Origin of the sequence: Citrobacter sp. wls711, from assembly GCF_005281055.1 — a bacterium.
In the GTDB taxonomy this organism is placed as follows: Bacteria; Pseudomonadota; Gammaproteobacteria; order Enterobacterales; family Enterobacteriaceae; genus Citrobacter; species Citrobacter gillenii.
Window position 1 is genome coordinate 188151 of sequence record NZ_SZXC01000026.1, and the last position, 19970, is coordinate 208120.

Consider the following 19970-nt stretch of genomic DNA (forward strand, 5'->3'; position numbering starts at 1 on the left):
CTGCCTCGTAGTTTCACTTAGTGTAACTAAGTGAAAATAAGGATGTATTGGATGTAACAACTGAAACAACCCTCTTACTTCGCTATATAATGCGCCGCATGGCTCATCAAAATATAGCAAAGAGAAAGCGCCATTTTTTAGCTACAGGCAGATTCTTACTAATGGAAAACATGTAAATTTTGTAAATATGAAAAAATAGTTTATGGACATCAATTTACACATTAAAAGCTAATTTTTCAGTATGTTATGGAAAACGTGTCAGCATTAGAATTATCAAAGAACATACGCCACACACCATTTCATGGGACTTATCTTAACCCAAAACCACTATATTTATAAGTGTTATCGTGAATAATCTGATGCGCAAAGGTGTTATGTCAGGCTAGCCGTTTTCGTATTATTAACGCATTCAATGAGCACTGTTTAAATATTAAATAATAATTAATTAAAATTTCCACCATTCATTAATTATGCTTAACAATAGATTCACACTGTAGCGCTGACCGATCATGCCGATAACAGGCAGTGGCGATAAGAGTTCCGTATTTCCGAATTCTTCTTTTCACCCCAGAGAATGATTGCTTTCGTGCCCGACACATAACTATTTCTTACCAGATAAACGACCACAACATCGGCATTACATCAAAACAGATAACTACTAAAAATATATTAATAAGAATAAAATTCTAAATTATAATGAATTCACAGCCATTAACAGTTAATTATAACTACATAGCTCATCAAAATCTTCTGCTAAAGACCCTTCAAAATGCACCGTTGGAAGAGTACATTGTTCTGTGCTGACTTCCACGGCAGGGAGTGGCATTCACAGCTAAAAGGTCAAGATTCATGTCCCCTATTGAAAAATCCAGCAAATTAGAAAATGTCTGTTATGACATTCGTGGCCCGGTTCTGAAAGAAGCAAAGCGTCTGGAAGAAGAAGGCAATAAGGTTCTGAAACTGAACATCGGCAACCCAGCGCCATTCGGGTTTGAAGCACCGGATGAAATTCTGGTTGATGTGATCCGTAACTTGCCTACCGCGCAAGGGTATTGTGACTCAAAAGGCCTTTATTCCGCCCGCAAAGCCATCATGCAGCATTATCAGGCCCGTGGGATGCGCGATGTTACCGTGGAAGACATTTATATCGGCAACGGTGTTTCCGAATTGATCGTGCAGGCGATGCAGGCACTGCTGAACAGCGGGGACGAAATGCTGGTACCTGCGCCTGACTATCCGCTGTGGACGGCGGCGGTATCGCTTTCCAGCGGTAAGGCTGTGCACTACCTGTGTGATGAATCCTCTGACTGGTTCCCGGACCTCGACGATATTCGCGCCAAAATTACCCCTCGCACGCGTGGGATTGTTATTATCAACCCCAACAACCCTACCGGCGCAGTCTATTCTAAAGAACTTCTGCTGGAGATTGTTGAAATTGCACGTCAGCATAATCTCATTATCTTTGCTGACGAGATTTACGACAAAATTCTTTATGATGACGCAGAGCACCATTCTATTGCCCCGCTGGCACCGGACCTGCTGACCATCACCTTCAACGGCCTGTCAAAAACGTACCGTGTTGCGGGTTTCCGCCAGGGCTGGATGGTACTGAACGGACCGAAGAAACACGCCAAAGGGTATATTGAAGGTCTGGAAATGCTAGCGTCTATGCGTTTATGCGCCAACGTTCCAGCACAGCATGCTATTCAAACCGCACTGGGCGGATACCAAAGCATTAGCGAATTCATCATGCCCGGCGGACGCCTGTATGAACAGCGCAACCGTGCCTGGGAATTACTCAACGACATTCCCGGCGTTTCTTGCGTGAAGCCCCGCGGCGCACTGTACATGTTCCCGAAAATTGACGCCAAACGCTTCAATATTCATGACGACCAGAAAATGGTGCTCGACTTCCTGTTACAGGAAAAAGTGCTGCTGGTGCAGGGCACAGCCTTCAACTGGCCGTGGCCGGATCACTTCCGTATCGTGACGCTGCCGCGTATTGACGATATCGAAATGTCGCTAAGCAAATTTGAGCGCTTCCTGTCTGGCTATCACCAGCTGTAAGTCGAAAATCAGCAACCAGAATACGCTAAATAACTCGAGTTGCAGTAAGGCGGCGACGCAATGAATCCCCAGGAGCTGACAAAAGTAAGTGACTGGGGTGAATGAGGAAAGCCAACGCGCATGCAACTTGAATTATGACGAGTATTTGCATCTGACAGCCTTCTCTGCGCAAAATGACTCTTAGGTTGCCATCATATAAGGGTCGTTATGAAGCAGAGCCATTTTTTTGCCCACCTCTCCCGTCTGAAACTCATTAACCGCTGGCCGCTGATGCGCAACGTGCGCACCGAAAACGTGTCTGAACACAGCCTGCAAGTGGCAATGGTTGCGCATGCGCTGGCGGCAATCAAGAACCGCAAGTTCGGCGGTCAGGTTAACGCCGAACACATTGCCCTGCTGGCGATGTACCACGATGCCTCCGAAGTGCTGACCGGCGACCTCCCGACCCCGGTGAAATACTTTAACTCGCAAATCGCCCAGGAATATAAAGCCATTGAGAAAATTGCCCAGCAAAAACTGGTCGACATGGTGCCTGATGAACTGCGCGATATTTTTGCGCCGTTAATTGATGAACACGCCAGCAGCGAAGAAGAGCGCGCGATTGTTAAACAGGCCGATGCGCTTTGCGCCTATCTGAAGTGCCTTGAGGAACTTTCAGCCGGAAATAATGAGTTTCTGCTTGCGAAAACGCGGCTGGAAAAAACGCTGGAATCGCGTCGCAGTGAAGAGATGGACTATTTTTTAGACGTATTCGTGCCGAGCTTTCACCTTTCATTAGATGAAATCAGCCAGGATTCACCATTGTAAATTTGCGGCGACGTTGCCTTTGTAGGCCGGATAAGACGTTTACGTCGCCATCCGGCATCATGCCTGATGGCGCTACGCTTATCAGGCCTACAAGACCCGCGAAACGACACCAGGGAAGCATTAGAACGGAAACAGCATCGGGATCATCACAATACAGACCACCATGACAATCAGTGTAAACGGCACGCCAATCTTCACGAAGTCGCTGAAGCTGTAGTTACCCGGTCCCAGTACCAGCGTGTTAACCGGTGACGATACCGGCGTCATAAAGGCTGCAGATGCCGCCATCGCAATGACCATCGCAAAAGGATACGGTGAAACGCCCATCGACTTCGCTGCCGCCAGTGCAATCGGCGCCATCAACACCGCCGTCGCGGTATTCGAAATAAATAACCCGATGGTGGCGCACAGTACGAACAGACAGCCCAGCATCATGTACGGCCCGTATCCCCCACCCACGTCCATCAGGCCTTTCACTACCAGATCGACGCCACCGGTTTTTTGCAGGGCCAGCGCAAAAGGCATCATTCCGACAATTAAAATAATGCTCGGCCAGTGAATGGCTTTATACGCACTTTCTGCGTCAATACAGCGGAATTTCCCCATCAGCAGGCAGGCGATAATCGCAGCAACCGTATTGGGGATTTCATCGGTCAGCATCAGGGCAACCATCAGGACCAGGCAGAAAATCGCATGCGGTGCCTGGCTGTGCGCCGGAGAAGCTTCACTGACCTCAACGGGCATATTCAACACCACAAAATCGCGTCCCTTTTTCCCCAACGCGGTGATCAGTTTCCAGTTACCCACGACCAGAATAATATCGCCCATCAGCAGCGGCTCATTGACGACCGCCCCGGCTAGCGCCGCGCCATCACGCTTTAATCCGACAACGTTAAGTCCATAGCGGGTACGAAATCCAATCTCCCGCACCGTTTTACCGATCAATTCCGATTCCGGGATCAGCGAAATTTCCGCCATACCCACATCCAACGCCTGCTCGGAGAAATATTCGCCGCGCAGCACCATCGGCTCCAACAACTGCTCGCTACAAAACTCGCGCAGGTCGACATCGGCTGAAGACATATCGATCAACAAAACATCACGGGCACGAAACTCAGAAACACCGTTTACGTCAACAATGACGCGGCGAAAACGACGCCAGCGCTCAACGCCAATGACGTTCGCCCCGTAGCGTTCACGCAGTTTTAAATCGTCCAGACGTTGACCAATCATCGGTGAGCCGGGGCGAATAGCCAGTCGGCGCGCGCGTCCAGTAAGGCGATATTCTTTGATCAAATCGCGAAAAGTCCGGCGCTTCCAGACATCGCCCTGCTGACCGGGATCATCGCCCTTCAGCATAAAGCGCATCAGCAGCATATAAATAATGCCGAGCACCAGCACCACCAGACCCAGCGGCGTCACGCTAAAGAAGCTGAAACCGTTAAGCCCTTCGCGCAGGAGTTCACTGTTGACGACCAGGTTAGGCGGCGTTGCCACCAGCGTCATCATGCCGCTGATCAATCCGGCAAAGCTGAGCGGCATCATCAAGCGTGAAGGTGAGGTTTGCATGCGCATGGAGACGCTTAAGACAACCGGGATAAAGATAGCGACAACGCCGGTAGAACTCATGAACGCGCCGAGTCCGGCGACGGTTATCATCAGCAGCACCAGCATTTTTACCTCGCTGCTGCCAGCGACCTTCACCAGCCAGGCCCCCATCACAGTCGCCACCCCGGTGCGCACCAGGCCGTCGCCAATAATAAACAGAGCGGCTATCAAAATAACGTTAGGATCGCTGAAACCGGAGAAGGCCTCAGAAATGCTCAGCGTTCCACTCAAAACAAACGCAATAATGACCAGCAAAGCGACCGCATCCATACGCACTCTGCCCGTCGCAAACAAAACCACGGCAATTGCCAGCAATGAGAGAACCCAGATCAATTCACCGTTCACAACATATCCTTGTTAAATGAGAGGGATGGACCGATTCTGCCATAAAAAAGCCCCAACAATCCGGGGCTAAATCATGATCAGGTATTTCTTACAACGACCACATTTCCGTTGGGTTGTTTCGTCACGGAAATCTGCTCCAGACTGGTCAGCGCAAAATCGACCTCATTCAGACGCGGCGTATCCGCCGGCGCGTTCACAGCGATGACATGACACCCTGCCGCCAGGCCAGAGAGCACCCCGGCTGGCGCATCCTCAACAACGGCACATTCACGCGGCGCAAGACCCAGCAGTTGCGCGCCTAACAGATAAGCGTCAGGCTCTGGCTTACCTCTTTTTACCCGCTCGGCAGTGACAAACACTTCCGGAGCAGGCAGACCCGCAACACGATGGCGCGCCCGCGCCACCGGCATGGATCCCGACGTGACGATCGCCCAGGGGATCCCGGCTTTATTGAGATGATTGAGCAAATCCACCGCCCCTGGCAGCGCGGTGATACCTGCGGTCTCCGTTGCCTCTATTTGCTCCAGGCGCGTAAATTCCGCGGCAATATCTGCCTCTGACTTACCCACCATAAAGTGTCGCAAGGAAGTAATCGCCTGCTTACCGTGAATAAAGCCCAGCACCTCATCGTGGTCAAGCCCAAAACGATCGGCCCAGTTGCACCATGCGCGTTCTACCGCAGGTAAGGAATCGACCAGCGTACCATCCAGATCAAACAGAAAGCCTTTGCACTGCACGCTCGCCCCCTCAGGCATTAATGATTTGGTTAATTTCATTCGCGCTCAGGTGGTACTGACGCGGGCAAGAATGCCAGACACTCAACATACGCTGATATTTTTCCCACATCGGCGTCTGGGCGTTAAAGCCATGCGTACCGGCATCAAAGTGGGTATAACGCCCTTCCACATTGACCATAAAACGCACGTATCCGAGGAAGCGCGCTTCCGTTGCGGCATCAAAGCCCAAAAATGTGACGCGGCGCTCATCAATGGACTGGGCGTCTTTAAGGTTAGTCCATGAAACGTGTAATGCGTGATACATCTCCATGATATCGATAATTGTGCGGCAGGTTTCTTCTGTCAGCTCACCAAACTCACGATCGAGCTCGCGCATCTGCAAGCCATAACCGCGTTCAATAATCGTCTGTAAACGACGATAACGCTCGGCGTTGGTTGGATCGAGCATAGTCATCATTTTGTACTGGTTAGATAAAATGAGACGTTGAGCGTTGGTCATTTCCATTTGGGACTCCTGTATCACTACTGCTGCGATGAAAAAAAAGAAGGCATCTTATGCCTTCTTTTATATGCGTAATCAGGGGTCAATTACAAATCATCGAGAAAAGTTTTATCCAGTTGTTTGAAGGCGCGCTTAAGCGTGTCAGCCAGCGCTTGATAATCGGGTTTCCCTTCCACCGGAGCAAGTGCCTGGCCGGCCTCTTGTAATTTACCCCGGACTTCATAGAACCAGTTGAGAATCGAGGGCGGCAACGGCGTAACGGAACGTTTACCTAACCACCACATGCCCTGCATTGGCAGGCTGAGCGCAAACAGCGCGGTCGCTACGGCCGGTCCCAGTTGCCCACCCAGCGCGATTTGCCAGCACAGGGTAAAGACGGCAATCGGCGGCATAAAACGGGTCGCGTAACGCGTCATGCGGATCACGCGATTCTCAACAAATACGGGCGCCAGGCGCTTTTCCATCGGCCACGTCTTAGCGTAGTGCTGCCCCCGGCGAAACAAACTGAAAAAATTTACGGAGCGATTATCCGGTGTCGACATGGCGGTTACCTCAACTTCACATATAAAATTTAAAAAATTTGTGCAAAACAACAACTGCAAGGGACATCGTTCAAAACATTTTGTCTTCGATACCCACAATCAGGTATCCTGTGTCGGCCTGTAAGGCCTTTAGTCCAAAATCATTGAGTCGTCAAATTGGCATACAGTATGCCATTGGCTGAAAAATACGCAAAATGACATAGACTCAAAGGTATTTATTCCATCATGCCCAAAAAGACAACGGCGCATGATGTTAATCATAAACGTCGGTGTCATCATGCGCTACGCTCTTTGACTCCATGACGTTTTTTTAGCCACGTATCCATAAATAGGTACTTCCATGTCGAGTAAGTTAGTACTGGTTCTGAACTGCGGTAGCTCCTCACTGAAATTTGCCATCATCGATGCAGTAAACGGTGAAGAATACCTTTCTGGTTTAGCCGAATGTTTCCATCTCCCAGAAGCACGTATCAAGTGGAAAATGGACGGCGGTAAACAAGAAGCGGCTTTAGGTGCAGGCGCCGCTCACAGTGAAGCGCTGAACTTCATCGTTAACACTATTCTGGCACAAAAACCGGAATTGTCCGCGCAATTGACTGCGATTGGTCACCGTATCGTACACGGCGGCGAGAAGTATACCAGCTCCGTGGTTATCGATGACTCCGTTATTCAGGGCATCAAAGATTCTGCCTCTTTCGCACCGCTGCACAACCCGGCTCACCTGATCGGTATTGCAGAAGCGCTGAAATCCTTCCCTAATCTGAAAGACAAAAACGTGGCCGTATTTGACACCGCGTTCCATCAGACTATGCCGGAAGAATCTTACCTCTACGCTCTGCCGTACAGCCTGTACAAAGAGCACGGTGTTCGTCGCTATGGCGCACACGGCACCAGCCACTTCTTCGTCACTCAAGAAGCGGCAAAAATGCTGAACAAACCGGTTGATGAACTGAACATCATCACTTGCCACCTGGGCAACGGTGGTTCAGTTTCTGCTATCCGTAACGGTAAATGTGTTGATACCTCCATGGGTCTGACCCCGCTGGAAGGTCTGGTGATGGGTACGCGTTCCGGTGACATCGACCCGGCGATCATCTTCCACCTGCACGACACCCTGGGCATGAGCGTTGACCAGATCAACAAAATGCTGACCAAAGAGTCTGGCCTGCTGGGCCTGACCGAAGTCACCAGCGACTGCCGCTACGTTGAAGACAACTACGAGACCAAAGAAGACGCTAAACGTGCAATGGACGTTTACTGTCACCGTCTGGCGAAATACATCGGTTCGTACACTGCACTGATGGACGGTCGTCTGGATGCCGTCGTCTTCACCGGTGGTATCGGTGAAAACGCCGCGATGGTACGTGAACTGTCTCTGGGCAGACTGGGCGTTCTGGGCTTTGAAGTGGACCACGAACGTAACCTGGCCGCGCGTTTCGGCAAATCTGGTTTCATCAACAAAGAAGGTACCCGTCCTGCGGTGGTTATCCCAACCAACGAAGAACTGGTTATCGCGCAAGACGCGAGCCGCCTGACTGCCTGATTTCACACCGCCAGCTTAGCTGGCGGTGCTGTTTTGTAACCCGTCGAAAGCGACGGTAACGAAAGAGGATAAACCGTGTCCCGTATTATTATGCTGATCCCTACCGGAACCAGCGTCGGTCTGACCAGCGTCAGCCTTGGCGTGATCCGTGCAATGGAACGTAAAGGCGTAAGTCTGAGCGTCTTTAAGCCGATCGCTCAACCGCGTGCCGGTGGCGATGCGCCAGACCAGACTACTGCGATTGTCCGTGCGAACTCGTCTCTGCCAGCCGCTGAGCCGCTGAAGATGAGCCACGTTGAGTCTCTGCTCTCCAGCAATCAGAAAGATGTGCTGATGGAAGAGATCATCGCAAACTACCACGCGAACACCAAAAATGCTGAAGTGGTGCTGGTTGAAGGCCTGGTCCCAACCCGTAAGCACCAGTTCGCTCAGTCTCTGAACTACGAAATTGCGAAAACGCTGAATGCAGAAATCGTCTTCGTAATGTCTCAGGGCACTGACACCCCGGAACAGCTGAACGAGCGTATTGAACTGACTCGCAGCAGCTTCGGCGGCGCTAAAAATACCAACATCACCGGCGTTATCGTTAACAAACTGAACGCACCGGTTGATGAGCAGGGCCGTACTCGCCCGGATCTGTCCGAAATTTTTGACGACTCCTCCAAAGCGAAAGTGGTTAAAGTTGACCCGGCTAAACTGCAAGAATCCAGCCCGCTGCCGGTTCTGGGCGCGGTGCCGTGGAGCTTTGATCTGATCGCCACTCGTGCAATCGATATGGCGCGTCACCTGAACGCCACCATCGTTAACGAAGGCGATATCAATACCCGTCGCGTGAAGTCTGTGACTTTCTGCGCACGCAGCATTCCGCACATGCTCGAGCATTTCCGTGCTGGTTCTCTGCTGGTGACCTCTGCCGATCGTCCTGACGTGCTGGTTGCAGCATGCCTGGCGGCAATGAACGGCGTAGAAATCGGTGCTCTGCTGCTGACTGGCGGTTACGAAATGGACGCGCGCATTACAAAACTGTGCGAACGTGCATTCGAAACCGGTCTGCCGGTATTCATGGTAAACACCAACACCTGGCAGACCTCCCTGAGCCTGCAGAGCTTCAACCTGGAAGTCCCGGTTGACGATCATGAGCGCATCGAGAAAGTTCAGGAATACGTTGCTAACTACATCAACGCTGACTGGGTTGAATCCCTGACTGCGACCTCTGAGCGCAGCCGTCGTCTGTCTCCGCCAGCGTTCCGCTACCAGCTGACCGAGCTGGCGCGTAAAGCAGGCAAACGCGTAGTTCTGCCAGAAGGCGACGAACCGCGTACTGTTAAAGCGGCAGCTATCTGTGCTGAACGTGGTATCGCGACCTGCGTACTGCTGGGTAACCCGGATGAAATCACCCGTGTTGCAGCGTCTCAGGGCGTTGAACTGGGCGCAGGCGTAGAAATCGTTGACCCGGATGTGGTTCGCGAGAGCTACGTGGCCCGCCTGGTCGAACTGCGTAAAAACAAAGGTATGACTGAAACCGTTGCCCGCGAACAGCTGGAAGACAACGTGGTTCTCGGTACCCTGATGCTGGAGCAGGACGACGTTGACGGCCTGGTTTCCGGTGCTGTTCACACCACCGCAAACACCATTCGCCCACCGCTGCAGCTGATCAAAACTGCACCGGGCAGCTCTCTGGTGTCTTCTGTGTTCTTCATGCTGCTGCCGGATCAGGTTTACGTTTACGGCGACTGCGCGATCAACCCGGATCCGACTGCAGAACAGCTGGCAGAAATCGCCATCCAGTCCGCAGACTCCGCAACGGCCTTCGGTATTGAACCTCGCGTAGCGATGCTCTCTTACTCTACCGGCACCTCTGGTGCAGGTAGCGACGTTGAGAAAGTCCGCGAAGCAACACGTCTGGCTCAGGAAAAACGTCCAGACCTGATGATCGACGGTCCGCTGCAGTACGACGCCGCTGTTATGGCTGACGTTGCGAAATCTAAAGCGCCGAACTCTCCGGTTGCAGGTCGCGCTACCGTGTTCATCTTCCCGGATCTGAACACCGGTAACACCACCTACAAAGCGGTACAGCGTTCTGCCGACCTGATCTCCATCGGGCCGATGCTGCAGGGTATGCGCAAGCCGGTGAACGATCTGTCTCGTGGCGCGCTGGTAGACGATATCGTCTACACCATCGCACTGACCGCGATCCAGTCTTCCCAGCAACAGCAGTAATTTGCTGCGTGTGTCGGATAGTGGCGCTAAGCGCCTTATCCGGCCTACACATCATGCTCATAAAAGCCGGAAATAGCTGATATTTCCGGCTTTTTTATCTCCGCAATTGCAGTCGCAAATTCTGAAAATTTTGCTTAGCTGCGCTGCATCAATGAATAACTATTCTTCTCTTCTCATACTTAGTCTCTTTGCTTTGCAACAGGGATAGTCTGTCATGTCTGCAGTTACAGAATCACAATCCGCGAAAAAATGGGCTATGCCCGATACGCTGGTGATTATTTTTTTCGTCGCTATTTTAACCAGCCTGGCCACCTGGGTTGTTCCAGTCGGCATGTTCGACAGTCAAGAAGTGCAGTACCAGGTTGATGGGCAAACCAAAACCCGTAAAGTGGTCGATCCCCACTCTTTTCGCATTCTGACCAACGATGCCGGCGAAGAGCAGTATCACCGGGTGAAATTTTTCACCACCGGCAATGAAAGTCCCGGGCTGATGAATTTTCCGTTCGAAGGGTTAACCTCCGGCTCTAAATTCGGTACTGCCGTTGGCATCATTATGTTTATGCTGGTGATCGGCGGCGCGTTTGGCATTGTTATGCGCACCGGAACCATTGATAACGGCATCCTGGCGCTCATCCGCCATACCCGGGGTAACGAGGTCTTGTTCATCCCGGTGCTGTTTATCCTCTTCTCATTGGGTGGCGCGGTCTTTGGTATGGGAGAAGAGGCGGTCGCCTTTGCCATTATCATCGCCCCACTCATGGTGCGCTTAGGTTACGACAGTATTACCACCGTGCTGGTGACCTACATTGCCACCCAAATCGGCTTTGCCAGTTCATGGATGAACCCGTTCTGTGTGGTTGTCGCACAGGGCATTGCAGGCGTCCCGGTACTCTCCGGCTCTGGTTTGCGTATCGTGGTGTGGGTCGTTGCCACAATGATTGGCCTGACTTTTACGCTGGCCTACGCAACACGCATCAAGAAAAACCCCCTGCTATCCCGCGTTCATGAATCAGACCGTTTTTTCCGCGAACAGCAGGACGAGGTGGTAGAGCGACGCTTCACGCTGGGTGACTGGCTGGTACTGATCGTCCTCACTGCGGTAATGATCTGGGTTGTCTGGGGCGTTATCGTCAATGCATGGTTCATTCCTGAAATCGCCAGCCAGTTTTTCACTATGGGTCTGGTGATTGGCATTATCGGCGTTGTCTTCCGGCTCAACGGAATGACGGTTAACATCATGGCTTCCTCATTCACTGAGGGGGCACGCATGATGATTGCCCCGGCCCTGCTGGTCGGTTTTGCCAAGGGGATATTACTGCTGGTTGGTAATGGTGAGGCAGGCGATGCGAGTGTGCTGAATACCCTGCTACACAGCATTGCCAACGGCATTAGCGGCCTGGACAATGCCATTGCGGCGTGGTTTATGCTGCTGTTCCAGGCGGTATTTAATTTCTTCGTCACTTCCGGTTCGGGTCAGGCAGCGCTCACTATGCCACTGTTAGCGCCTCTGGGCGATCTGGTCGGCGTAAACCGTCAGGTGACCGTGCTGGCCTTCCAGTTTGGTGACGGATTCAGCCACATTATCTATCCAACATCAGCATCATTAATGGCGACGTTAGGCGTTTGCCGGGTGGACTTCCGTAACTGGCTGAAGGTAGGTGCCACACTGCTGGGCCTGCTGTTTATTATGTCCAGCGTGGTGGTGATTGGTGCGCAGATAATGGGGTATCACTAATTCACAAACGCCGGTTGGCGATGTCAAAGCGTGTCACCCGGCCTACCCGATTGCATTACTGGGTAGGCTGGATAAGCGGTGTTTACTCCGCCTCTTCCTGTTTTTCGGCTTTCGCCCCTTCATTCTTGGCGTTGCGGGTCATCCACAGCGCCAGCGCTTTCAGCGAGTCCGGTGTGAACTCATCACAGCGCGCGGTAATTTCTTCCGGCGTTAGCCAGCAGACTTCGCTAATTTCTTCTTCCTGCAGCGCGAACGGACCGTGGGATACGCAGCTAAACAGCCCTCCCCATACGCGACAGTGTTGGTCCTCAAAATAAAACTGACCGTGTTCAGCAAACGGTACGCCTGCAATACCCAACTCTTCTTCCGCTTCACGGCGGGCAGATTCAAGCATTTGCTCATCAGCCTGAACAACACCACCCGCGGTAGCATCCAGCATGCCGGGCAAAAAATCTTTTGTCTCGGTACGACGCTGAACCAGAATTTTGCCCATACCATCATGCACGACGATATACGTTGCGCGATGACGTAAGCGCTGCGCCCGCATTTGTTCGCGGCTGGACTGTGCGATGACTTCATTGTCTTCATTCACAATATCCACCCATTCCGTACTTGCCAAACGATGCTGTTCCACCATCAGGAAACCTTCTTTTTTCTAGCGCTCTTACGGCGCGTTTACGTTTGTGGGGTAACTTACGGATTAATCTCGATCTGCGCAATGATACTTTGATCATTGAGTGCCATTACGCTGAGAACATTATCATCCAGAATCCCGTAACTTGCCGTAAAACCCCCTTTCGGAATACTGGCCGAGCCGGGGTTAAAGTGGTAAATATCACCACGCATCTCGGCAACCGGCAGATGCGTATGCCCATAAATCAGCACATCATCCGCATTAAGCGCCGGGAGGTTTTCCGGGCCATAAAGATGCCCATGCGTCAAAAAGAGCCGCTGATTATCCATCAGAACCTGCTGCCATGGCGCAGTTATTGGAAAATGCAGGAGCATCTGATCCACTTCGCTATCGCAATTACCGCGTACCGCAATAATACGTGACGCCAGCGCGTTCAAGCGGTCAGCAACCTGCGCAGGTGCATAACCTTGTGGCAGCGCATTACGCGGTCCGTGGTTTAAAATATCACCCAATATCACCAGCCATCGCGCCCCGCTTTGGGCAAACAGTTCAAGTACGCGCTCCGTGGCTGGCAACGACCCATGAATGTCCGATGCGAACATCAGCTTCATCACTCACTCCTCGTCGTATAATACCGTTTAATGATACTGGATTATCGCTCGATTATCAGCAGGAACGCTTCGCTGAAAGCGCGATAAAACGTTGTACCGAAGCCCGCTGCCACTGGAAGGTGGCGTAGTCGGCTAACGCCTGCGGAACGTCATCTCCGTTTAGCACCAGACGATTAAGCATTAGCGCTAAATCACAATCTGCGATACACCATTCGCCAAATAAATTTTGTTTCCCATGAGCAAGCAAACTTCCCGCCGTGGCGAACAATTTTTCTGCGCTGGCTTTACCCGCTTCACTCAACGGCGCTTTCTTCACCCCGGCAAACACAACGTCCGTGGAACGTTCTTCACGAACAGGCATCAGGTCGCTGCGGATCCACGCCTGAACCTGGCGGGCTCGCGCGCGTTTTTGCACATCATGCGGATAGATGCGTTCCCACTGCGGCGGCGAGAAGGTCTCTTCCAGGAACTCGGCAATCGCCGATGATTCGCTCAATTCAAAACCATCAATCTCGAGAACCGGCACGCGACGCGTCAGCGCATATCCTTGCCAGGCGGGTTGTAAATGCTCGCCCGCGCTGAGATCAACGGTTTTCAACGTAAAAGGCAGTCCTTTCTCCTGCAGCGCAACGTAAACGGATAATACATAGGGAGAGAAAAAGTTGGCATCTGACCACAGCGTAATTGCGGGTTTGCTCATAATGACCTCGGGATTGGATTGGCTTGCTTTCAAAATATAGAGTCTTTCTCACCCTGTCACTTGATGAAAACTCACGCACGCCAACAGGCTCTATACTTGTCATGACCCGGTTCATCACTCAACGGACGCTGAAAATGATCGACCTCTACTACACACCAACGCCCAACGGTCACAAAATCACGCTGTTTCTCGAAGAGGCGCAGTTGAAATACCGTCTGATTCCTGTCGATATCAGCAAAGGGAATCAATTTCATCCGGATTTTCTGCAGATCTCGCCGAACAATAAAATCCCGGCCATTATCGATAACGCCCCGGAGGACGGCGGTAAGCCGCTCAGCCTGTTTGAATCGGGTGAAATTTTGCTCTATCTGGCGGAGAAGAGCGGCAAGCTGCTCAGCGGTGAATTACGCGAACGCCACACCACGTTGCAGTGGCTGTTCTGGCAGGTGAGCGGTCTGGGTCCCATGTTGGGCCAGAATCATCATTTTAATCATTTTTCACCCCAAACCATCCCTTACGCCATTGAGCGCTATCAGGTTGAAACTCAGCGTCTGTACAACGTGATGAACAAACGTCTGGAAATGTCCCCCTGGTTAGGTGGCGATCGCTACAGCATTGCGGATATTGCTTGCTGGCCGTGGATCCATGCTCATCAGCGTCAGCGTATCGACCTCGATACCTATCCGGCGGTTAATAACTGGTACGAACGCATTCGTACCCGTCCCGCCACGGAACGTGCGCTGCAGCACGCGCCGAGTGAGAACCGATAACGCGATTCGATTCTCGTGTATCATTAAGAGGTTCATACATGGAGGAAACCTGCAATGTCACAACCTGACGCAATTATTCGTATAAAAAACCTTCGTCTGCGCACGTTTATTGGCATCAAAGAAGAGGAGATCCTGAACCGTCAGGATATCGTCATTAACATCGCCATCCACTACCCGGCAGACAAAGCCCGCGCCAGCGAAGATATCAACGATGCGTTGAATTATCGCACCATTACCAAGAGCATTATTTCGCACGTAGAGAGTAACCGCTTCTCATTGTTAGAAAAATTAACCCAGGATGTGCTCGATATCGCACGCGAACATCACTGGGTCACTTATGCTGAAGTAGAGATCGATAAACTTCACGCATTGCGTTACGCCGACTCCGTGTCCATGACGCTGAGCTGGCAGCGCTAATCGTTATCCGGGAGGCAATATGCAGATTCTGATTACCGGTGGTACTGGCCTGATTGGACGCCATCTGATCCCCCGCTTGCTGGAATTGGGGCATCAGATAAGCGTTGTAACACGTACCCCTGATAAGGCCCGTCAGATTCTGGACTCCCGGGTTACGCTGTGGAAAGGGCTGGAGGACAGGCCCAACCTCAATGGCATTGACGCGATTGTTAACCTTGCCGGAGAGCCCATCGCCGATAAGCGCTGGACGGCTGAGCAAAAGGAGCGTTTGTGCCAAAGTCGCTGGGGTATCACCCAGAAACTGGTCGATTTAATCAACGCCAGCGATACGCCACCGACGGCGTTGATCTCAGGTTCGGCTGCCGGATACTACGGTGACTTAGGTGAAGTCGTCGTCACGGAAGAAGAACCGCCGCACAATGAATTTACCCATAAGCTCTGCGCCCGGTGGGAGCAAATTGCCTGCGGCGCGCAAAGCGATAACACGCGCGTATGCCTGCTGCGTACCGGTGTCGTACTGGCACCTGCGGGCGGTATCCTCGGAAAAATGGTTCCGCCGTTTCGCCTTGGTCTGGGCGGCCCCATCGGTAACGGACGTCAGTATCTGGCCTGGATCCATATTGATGATATGGTCAATGCGATCATCTGGCTGCTGGATAACGATTTGCGTGGCCCGTTCAATATGGTCTCGCCGTACCCGGTGCGTAATGAGCAATTTGCCCATGCGCTGGGCCATGCGCTGAATCGCCCTGCTGTCTTACGCGTTCCCGCAACCGCAATGCGCTTGCTGATGGGGGAATCCTCGGTGCTGGTTCTCGGCGGTCAGCGCGCATTACCTAAGCGGCTGGAAGCGTCTGGTTTTGCGTTTCGCTGGTATGATTTAGAGGAAGCACTGGCCGACGTCATTCGATAAGCGCGAAGACTGTTCACTGTCGCCATTACGGTGGTAAGGTTATAAGCCTGACCTCTGTAATGGCGAATTTATGGCGATAATTACCACCCCGCGACTTATCCTCTCCCCGTTTCAACCGACTGACTGGTCGTTTTTCCTGCGACTACGCGAAAACCCGGACATCATGCGCTTTATGGGCACTATCTCCCCGATAAAAGAAACACGCCTGCTGTTCGCCCGGCGTCTTAATGCCCCCCATACGTTTGTCATCCGCCAACATCATGACACGACTCCGCTCGGTGATATTGGCTTGCAGATTAGTCATCACTTTCCGCAAGAAGCTGATATTGGCTATTGCATTATTTCACGCGCTCAGGGAAAAGGGATTGCCAGTGAAGCGGTACGCGCGGTGTGCGACTATGCCTTTGAACACGCTGGCGTAACGGCGATAAACGCGTGGGTGCTGGCGGACAACAAAGGCTCGGTACGCATACTGGAAAAGACCGGCTTTGTGCGCACACAGGTGCTCGAGCAAGCCTATGAAGTGAATGGTGTGCATTATGACGACTGGGGTTATCGTCTGGAGTGCGGGAAGCCGAAGGCCCGGTAAGCAGCAAAAACGCCACCGGGCAATCAAGCGCTTATTTCAGCGATCCTTTAAGGAACTGCTGTAAACGTGGACTTTGCGGATTACCGAAGACCTGCTCCGGATCGCCTTCTTCTTCAATTTTCCCCTGATGCAGGAAAATCACGTGCGTGGAGACATGACGGGCAAACCCCATTTCGTGGGTGACAACCACCATGGTTTTCCCCTCTTCGGCCAGCTGTTGCATGATACGCAATACTTCCCCCACCAGCTCTGGGTCAAGCGCTGACGTCGGTTCATCAAACAGCAGAACCTCCGGCTCCATAGCCAGCGCGCGCGCAATTGAGACACGCTGCTGCTGACCACCGGACAGGTGCACCGGATACTTACCCTGAGCGCGTTCATCAATACCCACTTTAGCCAGATATTTCACCGCACGCTCGCGGGCTTCCTGCTTGTTCAGCCCTAATACCTGAATCGGCGCTTCCATGACGTTTTCCAGCACCGTCATGTGGCTCCACAGGTTAAAGTGTTGAAAGACCATGGTCAGGCGCGTACGCAGCAGGCGCAGCTGATTTTTATCCGCCACCTTGAGCTGACCGTCTTTGTCACGGACCAGGCCAATGTTCTGACCGCTGACCACAATCGACCCGGCGCTCGGTTTTTCAAGAAAGTTAATACAGCGCAGGAACGTACTTTTGCCAGAGCCTGACGAGCCGATAATACTGATCACATCACCCGCATTGGCCTGCAGCGATACCCCTTTCAGCACTTCATGTTCGCCGTAGTGTTTGTGTAAATCGATAACGTTTAATTTATTCTCAGACATCATGTTCTCAGTGCGTCGAAGGTTTTACATGCTGCAACCAGCGTTTTTCCGCTTTACGGAACAGACTGATCAGGACATACGAAATCATCAAATACAGCACGGCGGCAATACCGAAGGCGGTAAACGGCTGGTAGGTCGCCGAGTTGATATCGCGGGCAATTTTCAACAAATCCGGTACCGTGGCCGTAAAGGCCAGCGCCGTTGAGTGCAGCATTAAAATAACCTCATTGCTGTACGCAGGCAGCGCAATACGCAATGCGGAGGGCAAAATAATGCAGCGATACATCTTGAATGAAGAAAAACCGTAAGCGCGCGCGGCTTCAATCTCACCATGAGGCACCGAACGAATCGCCCCGGCAAAGATCTCTGTGGTATAGGCGCAGGTATTCAGCGTTAATGCCAGCACGGTGCAATTCAGCCCGCTGCGGAAAAATGCGTTGAGAAGGTCCGTCCCTTTGACAATTTCCAGCGTGTACATCCCGGAATAAAACACCAGTAGCTGAACGTAAAGCGGCGTGCCACGGAAAATATAGGTAAATAGCCAAATGGGGAACTGGATAAACTTATTGCTGGATACGCGACCAATCGCCAAAAACAGCGCCAGAATGCCGCCCATAACTACGGATGAAATCAGCAACCACAAGGTGATCGCTACGCCGGTAAAGCGATAGCCGTCGGTCCACAGCAGGGATTTCCAGTACTCCTGAATAATCTCAATCACAGGTCAGCCCTCTTCACACCCACAGAGTAGCGGCGCTCAAGGTACAGCAGCACACCATTAGACACGGTGGTAAACACCAGATAGATAAGCCCGCACACGACGGCAAAATAGAATGGCTCCCAGGTGCTCTTCCCGGCAAGCTGCGTCGCTTTCACCACGTCTTCCAGTCCGAGCAGCGAAACCAGCGCCGTCGCCTTCAAAATGACCTGCCAGTTATTGCCAATCCCCGGCAGCGCGTAGCGCATCATCGCCGGGAACATAATCCGGCGAAAAATCTGCGAAGAGGTAAACCCAAACGCCGTCGCCGCTTCAATATGGCCTCTTGGAACCGCCATAAACGCGCCACGGAACGTTTCAGTAAAATAGGCCCCGTAGATAAAACCGAGCGTAATAATCCCCGCCACCATCGGATCAATATCAATCTGGCTGATACCAACCGCGTCAGTGACCGTGTTCAGTGCGATTTGTAATCCGTAGAAAATGAGCAACATCAAGACGAGATCGGGTACCCCACGGATCAACGTCGTGTACCCTTCGAAAATCAGCGCCATTGCCCGGCTTTGCGACAGCTTTGCGCCCGCGCCGACAAGGCCTATCAGAACCGCCAGTACCACCGAGCTAAGAGCAAGCTCAAGCGTCACGATTGCGCCCTGTAAAATAACACCTGAAAAGCCATACAACATGCTGCCTGTCCTGTCGTGTGTGGTGAAGTAAGAAGCCTCTTTTGATTTCAGACAAACTGTTAAATGCCGGATGGCGGCGTTGCCTTATCCGGCCTACAAAATCGCTGTAGGCCTGATAAGCGCAGCGCCATCAGGCATAAATTCAACACGTCAAAATCCACGGGCTTTATCAGCACCAGCGGTGATTAACCGCCATAAACATCAAAATCAAAGTACTTCTTCGCCAGCTTCTCGTAAGTTCCGTCAGCGCGCATTTCTGCAAACGCTTTATTCAGTGCTTCGCGCAGTTCGTTATCCTCTTTGCGCAGCCCCATACCGGTACCCACTCCGAACAATTTCTCGTCTTTCACAGACGGGCCGCCGAATTTGTAATCTTTGCCTACCGGCTGCTTCAGGAAACCTTCGCTGGCCGCAACTTCATCCTGGAACGCGGCGTCAATACGCCCGGCCGTCAGGTCAGAGTAGATATTGTCCTGCCCCTGATAGGAGACAATTTCAATACCTTTCGGCGCCCAGTGTTCATTACCAAACGTTTCCTGAGTTGTGCCCTGCAGTACACCGACACGTTTGCCTTTCAGCGATTCAATGGTCGGCTGGATAGCCGAATCTTTCGCGACCACCAGACGAGAGTCTGCTGCATAAAGCTTGTCGGTAAAGGCGATTTCCTGCTGACGTTTTTCAGTGATCGAAAGTGACGACATGATGGCATCAATTTTCTTCGCTTTTAACGAAGGGATCAGCGCATCCAGCGGGTTTTCAACGAAGGTACATTGTGTATTAATACGCTTGCACAGTTCTTTTGCCAGATCGATGTCAAAACCTACTAATTCACCCTGCGAATTTTTCGATTCAAACGGGGCATAAGTGGGGTCGGTACCGATCCGCACTTTTTGCGGAATAGCGGCAAATGCTGCGGTAGCACTGGAGAACGCCAGAACCAGAGAAAGAGACAACACCAGTTTTTTCATAACTATCCTCAACAGACTGTCTTTTATAGGGGATCTTTACAGGACCAGGTGCA

General features: G+C 51.9%; 20 protein-coding genes. 9 read left to right on the forward strand and 11 right to left on the reverse strand.

Going from position 1 to position 19970, the window contains the following annotated elements; genetic code table 11:
* Positions 1–849 precede the first annotated feature (849 nt).
* Together alaA and yfbR are read left to right on the forward strand one after the other, a co-directional pair.
* Positions 850–2067 (forward strand): alanine transaminase AlaA, encoded by a 1218-nt coding sequence (alaA, locus tag FDW98_RS12310; RefSeq protein WP_096756369.1) that lies wholly within the window; start codon positions 850–852, stop codon positions 2065–2067.
* Between the two features lie 207 nt (positions 2068–2274).
* Positions 2275–2874 (forward strand): 5'-deoxynucleotidase, encoded by a 600-nt coding sequence (gene yfbR / locus FDW98_RS12315; RefSeq protein WP_096756368.1) that lies wholly within the window; start codon positions 2275–2277, stop codon positions 2872–2874.
* A 120-nt stretch (positions 2875–2994) separates the two neighbouring features.
* On the opposite strand, the gene FDW98_RS12320 is transcribed toward yfbR, so the two are convergent.
* From FDW98_RS12320 to yfbV, 4 genes are all read right to left on the reverse strand, one after another.
* Complete coding sequence (locus FDW98_RS12320) at positions 2995–4827, reverse strand: SLC13 family permease (RefSeq protein ID WP_096756367.1); 1833 nt, start codon at positions 4825–4827, stop codon at positions 2995–2997.
* A gap of 77 nt (positions 4828–4904) precedes the next feature.
* Positions 4905–5582: a sugar phosphatase gene (locus FDW98_RS12325; RefSeq protein ID WP_096756366.1), complete on the reverse strand. Its 678-nt coding sequence runs from the start codon at positions 5580–5582 to the stop codon at positions 4905–4907.
* Entirely contained in the window at positions 5575–6069 is a 495-nt protein-coding gene (locus FDW98_RS12330; protein WP_096756365.1) for a YfbU family protein, read from the reverse strand. The genes FDW98_RS12325 and FDW98_RS12330 overlap by 8 nt, the downstream gene beginning before the upstream one ends.
* Positions 6070–6152: 83 nt before the next feature.
* Positions 6153–6608, reverse strand: a complete 456-nt coding sequence (gene yfbV, locus FDW98_RS12335; protein WP_045445597.1) for a terminus macrodomain insulation protein YfbV — start codon at positions 6606–6608, stop codon at positions 6153–6155.
* Between the two features lie 340 nt (positions 6609–6948).
* Here yfbV and ackA point away from each other — a divergent pair, with 340 nt between their 5' ends.
* From ackA to yfcC, 3 genes are all read left to right on the forward strand, one after another.
* Entirely contained in the window at positions 6949–8151 is a 1203-nt protein-coding gene (gene ackA / locus FDW98_RS12340) for an acetate kinase (protein ID WP_096756364.1), read from the forward strand.
* A 75-nt stretch (positions 8152–8226) separates the two neighbouring features.
* Positions 8227–10371, forward strand: a complete 2145-nt coding sequence (pta, locus tag FDW98_RS12345) for a phosphate acetyltransferase (protein WP_096756363.1) — start codon at positions 8227–8229, stop codon at positions 10369–10371.
* Between the two features lie 214 nt (positions 10372–10585).
* On the forward strand, positions 10586–12106 hold the full coding sequence (gene yfcC, locus FDW98_RS12350; protein ID WP_096756362.1) for a putative basic amino acid antiporter YfcC: 1521 nt from the start codon (positions 10586–10588) through the stop codon (positions 12104–12106).
* Positions 12107–12188: 82 nt separating this feature from the next.
* On the opposite strand, the gene yfcD is transcribed toward yfcC, so the two are convergent.
* From yfcD to yfcF, 3 genes are read right to left on the reverse strand one after another with little or no spacing between them, the layout of a single operon-like run.
* Positions 12189–12743, reverse strand: coding sequence for an NUDIX hydrolase YfcD (yfcD, locus tag FDW98_RS12355; protein ID WP_096756361.1), 555 nt, complete (start codon positions 12741–12743; stop codon positions 12189–12191).
* A 56-nt stretch (positions 12744–12799) separates the two neighbouring features.
* Positions 12800–13351, reverse strand: a complete 552-nt coding sequence (gene yfcE / locus FDW98_RS12360; RefSeq protein ID WP_096756360.1) for a phosphodiesterase — start codon at positions 13349–13351, stop codon at positions 12800–12802.
* A 55-nt stretch (positions 13352–13406) separates the two neighbouring features.
* Complete coding sequence (gene yfcF, locus FDW98_RS12365) at positions 13407–14051, reverse strand: glutathione transferase (protein ID WP_096756359.1); 645 nt, start codon at positions 14049–14051, stop codon at positions 13407–13409.
* A 134-nt stretch (positions 14052–14185) separates the two neighbouring features.
* Between yfcF and yfcG the strand changes: the two genes are divergently transcribed.
* The 4 genes from yfcG (at position 14186) to FDW98_RS12385 (ending at position 16740) form a co-directional block, all read left to right on the forward strand.
* On the forward strand, positions 14186–14821 hold the full coding sequence (gene yfcG / locus FDW98_RS12370) for a GSH-dependent disulfide bond oxidoreductase (RefSeq protein WP_096759367.1): 636 nt from the start codon (positions 14186–14188) through the stop codon (positions 14819–14821).
* Positions 14822–14875: 54 nt separating this feature from the next.
* Positions 14876–15238 carry a dihydroneopterin triphosphate 2'-epimerase gene (gene folX / locus FDW98_RS12375; RefSeq protein WP_096756358.1) on the forward strand — a complete coding sequence of 121 codons (363 nt, stop codon included), beginning with the start codon at positions 14876–14878 and terminating at the stop codon, positions 15236–15238.
* Between the two features lie 19 nt (positions 15239–15257).
* Entirely contained in the window at positions 15258–16151 is an 894-nt protein-coding gene (locus FDW98_RS12380; protein WP_096756357.1) for a TIGR01777 family oxidoreductase, read from the forward strand.
* A 70-nt stretch (positions 16152–16221) separates the two neighbouring features.
* Positions 16222–16740, forward strand: a complete 519-nt coding sequence (locus tag FDW98_RS12385; RefSeq protein ID WP_096756356.1) for a GNAT family N-acetyltransferase — start codon at positions 16222–16224, stop codon at positions 16738–16740.
* A 31-nt stretch (positions 16741–16771) separates the two neighbouring features.
* Here the strand turns inward: FDW98_RS12385 and hisP are convergent, their stop codons facing one another.
* The 4 genes from hisP to hisJ form a co-directional block, all read right to left on the reverse strand.
* Positions 16772–17545 (reverse strand): histidine ABC transporter ATP-binding protein HisP, encoded by a 774-nt coding sequence (gene hisP / locus FDW98_RS12390; RefSeq protein WP_096756355.1) that lies wholly within the window; start codon positions 17543–17545, stop codon positions 16772–16774.
* A gap of 7 nt (positions 17546–17552) precedes the next feature.
* Positions 17553–18266: a histidine ABC transporter permease HisM gene (gene hisM, locus FDW98_RS12395; RefSeq protein WP_096756354.1), complete on the reverse strand. Its 714-nt coding sequence runs from the start codon at positions 18264–18266 to the stop codon at positions 17553–17555.
* Positions 18263–18949, reverse strand: a complete 687-nt coding sequence (locus FDW98_RS12400) for a histidine ABC transporter permease HisQ (protein WP_096756353.1) — start codon at positions 18947–18949, stop codon at positions 18263–18265. Before FDW98_RS12400 ends, hisM begins: the two co-directional genes overlap by 4 nt.
* A gap of 185 nt (positions 18950–19134) precedes the next feature.
* A complete protein-coding gene (gene hisJ, locus FDW98_RS12405; RefSeq protein ID WP_096756352.1) occupies positions 19135–19917 on the reverse strand; it encodes a histidine ABC transporter substrate-binding protein HisJ in 783 nt (260 codons plus the stop codon).
* Between the last annotated feature and the right edge of the window lie 53 nt (positions 19918–19970).

What these genes read in the sequence shown, in the direction of transcription:
- alaA (WP_096756369.1), top strand. Translation starts at nt 850, where the DNA reads ATGTCCCCTATTGAAAAATCCAGCAAATTAGAAAATGTCTGTTATGAC.
- yfbR (WP_096756368.1), top strand. Translation starts at nt 2,275, where the DNA reads ATGAAGCAGAGCCATTTTTTTGCCCACCTCTCCCGTCTGAAACTCATT.
- FDW98_RS12325 (WP_096756366.1), bottom strand. Translation starts at nt 5,582, where the DNA reads ATGCCTGAGGGGGCGAGCGTGCAGTGCAAAGGCTTTCTGTTTGATCTG.
- FDW98_RS12330 (WP_096756365.1), bottom strand. Translation starts at nt 6,069, where the DNA reads ATGGAAATGACCAACGCTCAACGTCTCATTTTATCTAACCAGTACAAA.
- yfbV (WP_045445597.1), bottom strand. Translation starts at nt 6,608, where the DNA reads ATGTCGACACCGGATAATCGCTCCGTAAATTTTTTCAGTTTGTTTCGC.
- ackA (WP_096756364.1), top strand. Translation starts at nt 6,949, where the DNA reads ATGTCGAGTAAGTTAGTACTGGTTCTGAACTGCGGTAGCTCCTCACTG.
- yfcC (WP_096756362.1), top strand. Translation starts at nt 10,586, where the DNA reads ATGTCTGCAGTTACAGAATCACAATCCGCGAAAAAATGGGCTATGCCC.
- yfcD (WP_096756361.1), bottom strand. Translation starts at nt 12,743, where the DNA reads ATGGTGGAACAGCATCGTTTGGCAAGTACGGAATGGGTGGATATTGTG.
- yfcE (WP_096756360.1), bottom strand. Translation starts at nt 13,351, where the DNA reads ATGAAGCTGATGTTCGCATCGGACATTCATGGGTCGTTGCCAGCCACG.
- yfcF (WP_096756359.1), bottom strand. Translation starts at nt 14,051, where the DNA reads ATGAGCAAACCCGCAATTACGCTGTGGTCAGATGCCAACTTTTTCTCT.
- yfcG (WP_096759367.1), top strand. Translation starts at nt 14,186, where the DNA reads ATGATCGACCTCTACTACACACCAACGCCCAACGGTCACAAAATCACG.
- folX (WP_096756358.1), top strand. Translation starts at nt 14,876, where the DNA reads ATGTCACAACCTGACGCAATTATTCGTATAAAAAACCTTCGTCTGCGC.
- FDW98_RS12380 (WP_096756357.1), top strand. Translation starts at nt 15,258, where the DNA reads ATGCAGATTCTGATTACCGGTGGTACTGGCCTGATTGGACGCCATCTG.
- FDW98_RS12385 (WP_096756356.1), top strand. Translation starts at nt 16,222, where the DNA reads ATGGCGATAATTACCACCCCGCGACTTATCCTCTCCCCGTTTCAACCG.
- hisP (WP_096756355.1), bottom strand. Translation starts at nt 17,545, where the DNA reads ATGTCTGAGAATAAATTAAACGTTATCGATTTACACAAACACTACGGC.
- FDW98_RS12400 (WP_096756353.1), bottom strand. Translation starts at nt 18,949, where the DNA reads ATGTTGTATGGCTTTTCAGGTGTTATTTTACAGGGCGCAATCGTGACG.
- hisJ (WP_096756352.1), bottom strand. Translation starts at nt 19,917, where the DNA reads ATGAAAAAACTGGTGTTGTCTCTTTCTCTGGTTCTGGCGTTCTCCAGT.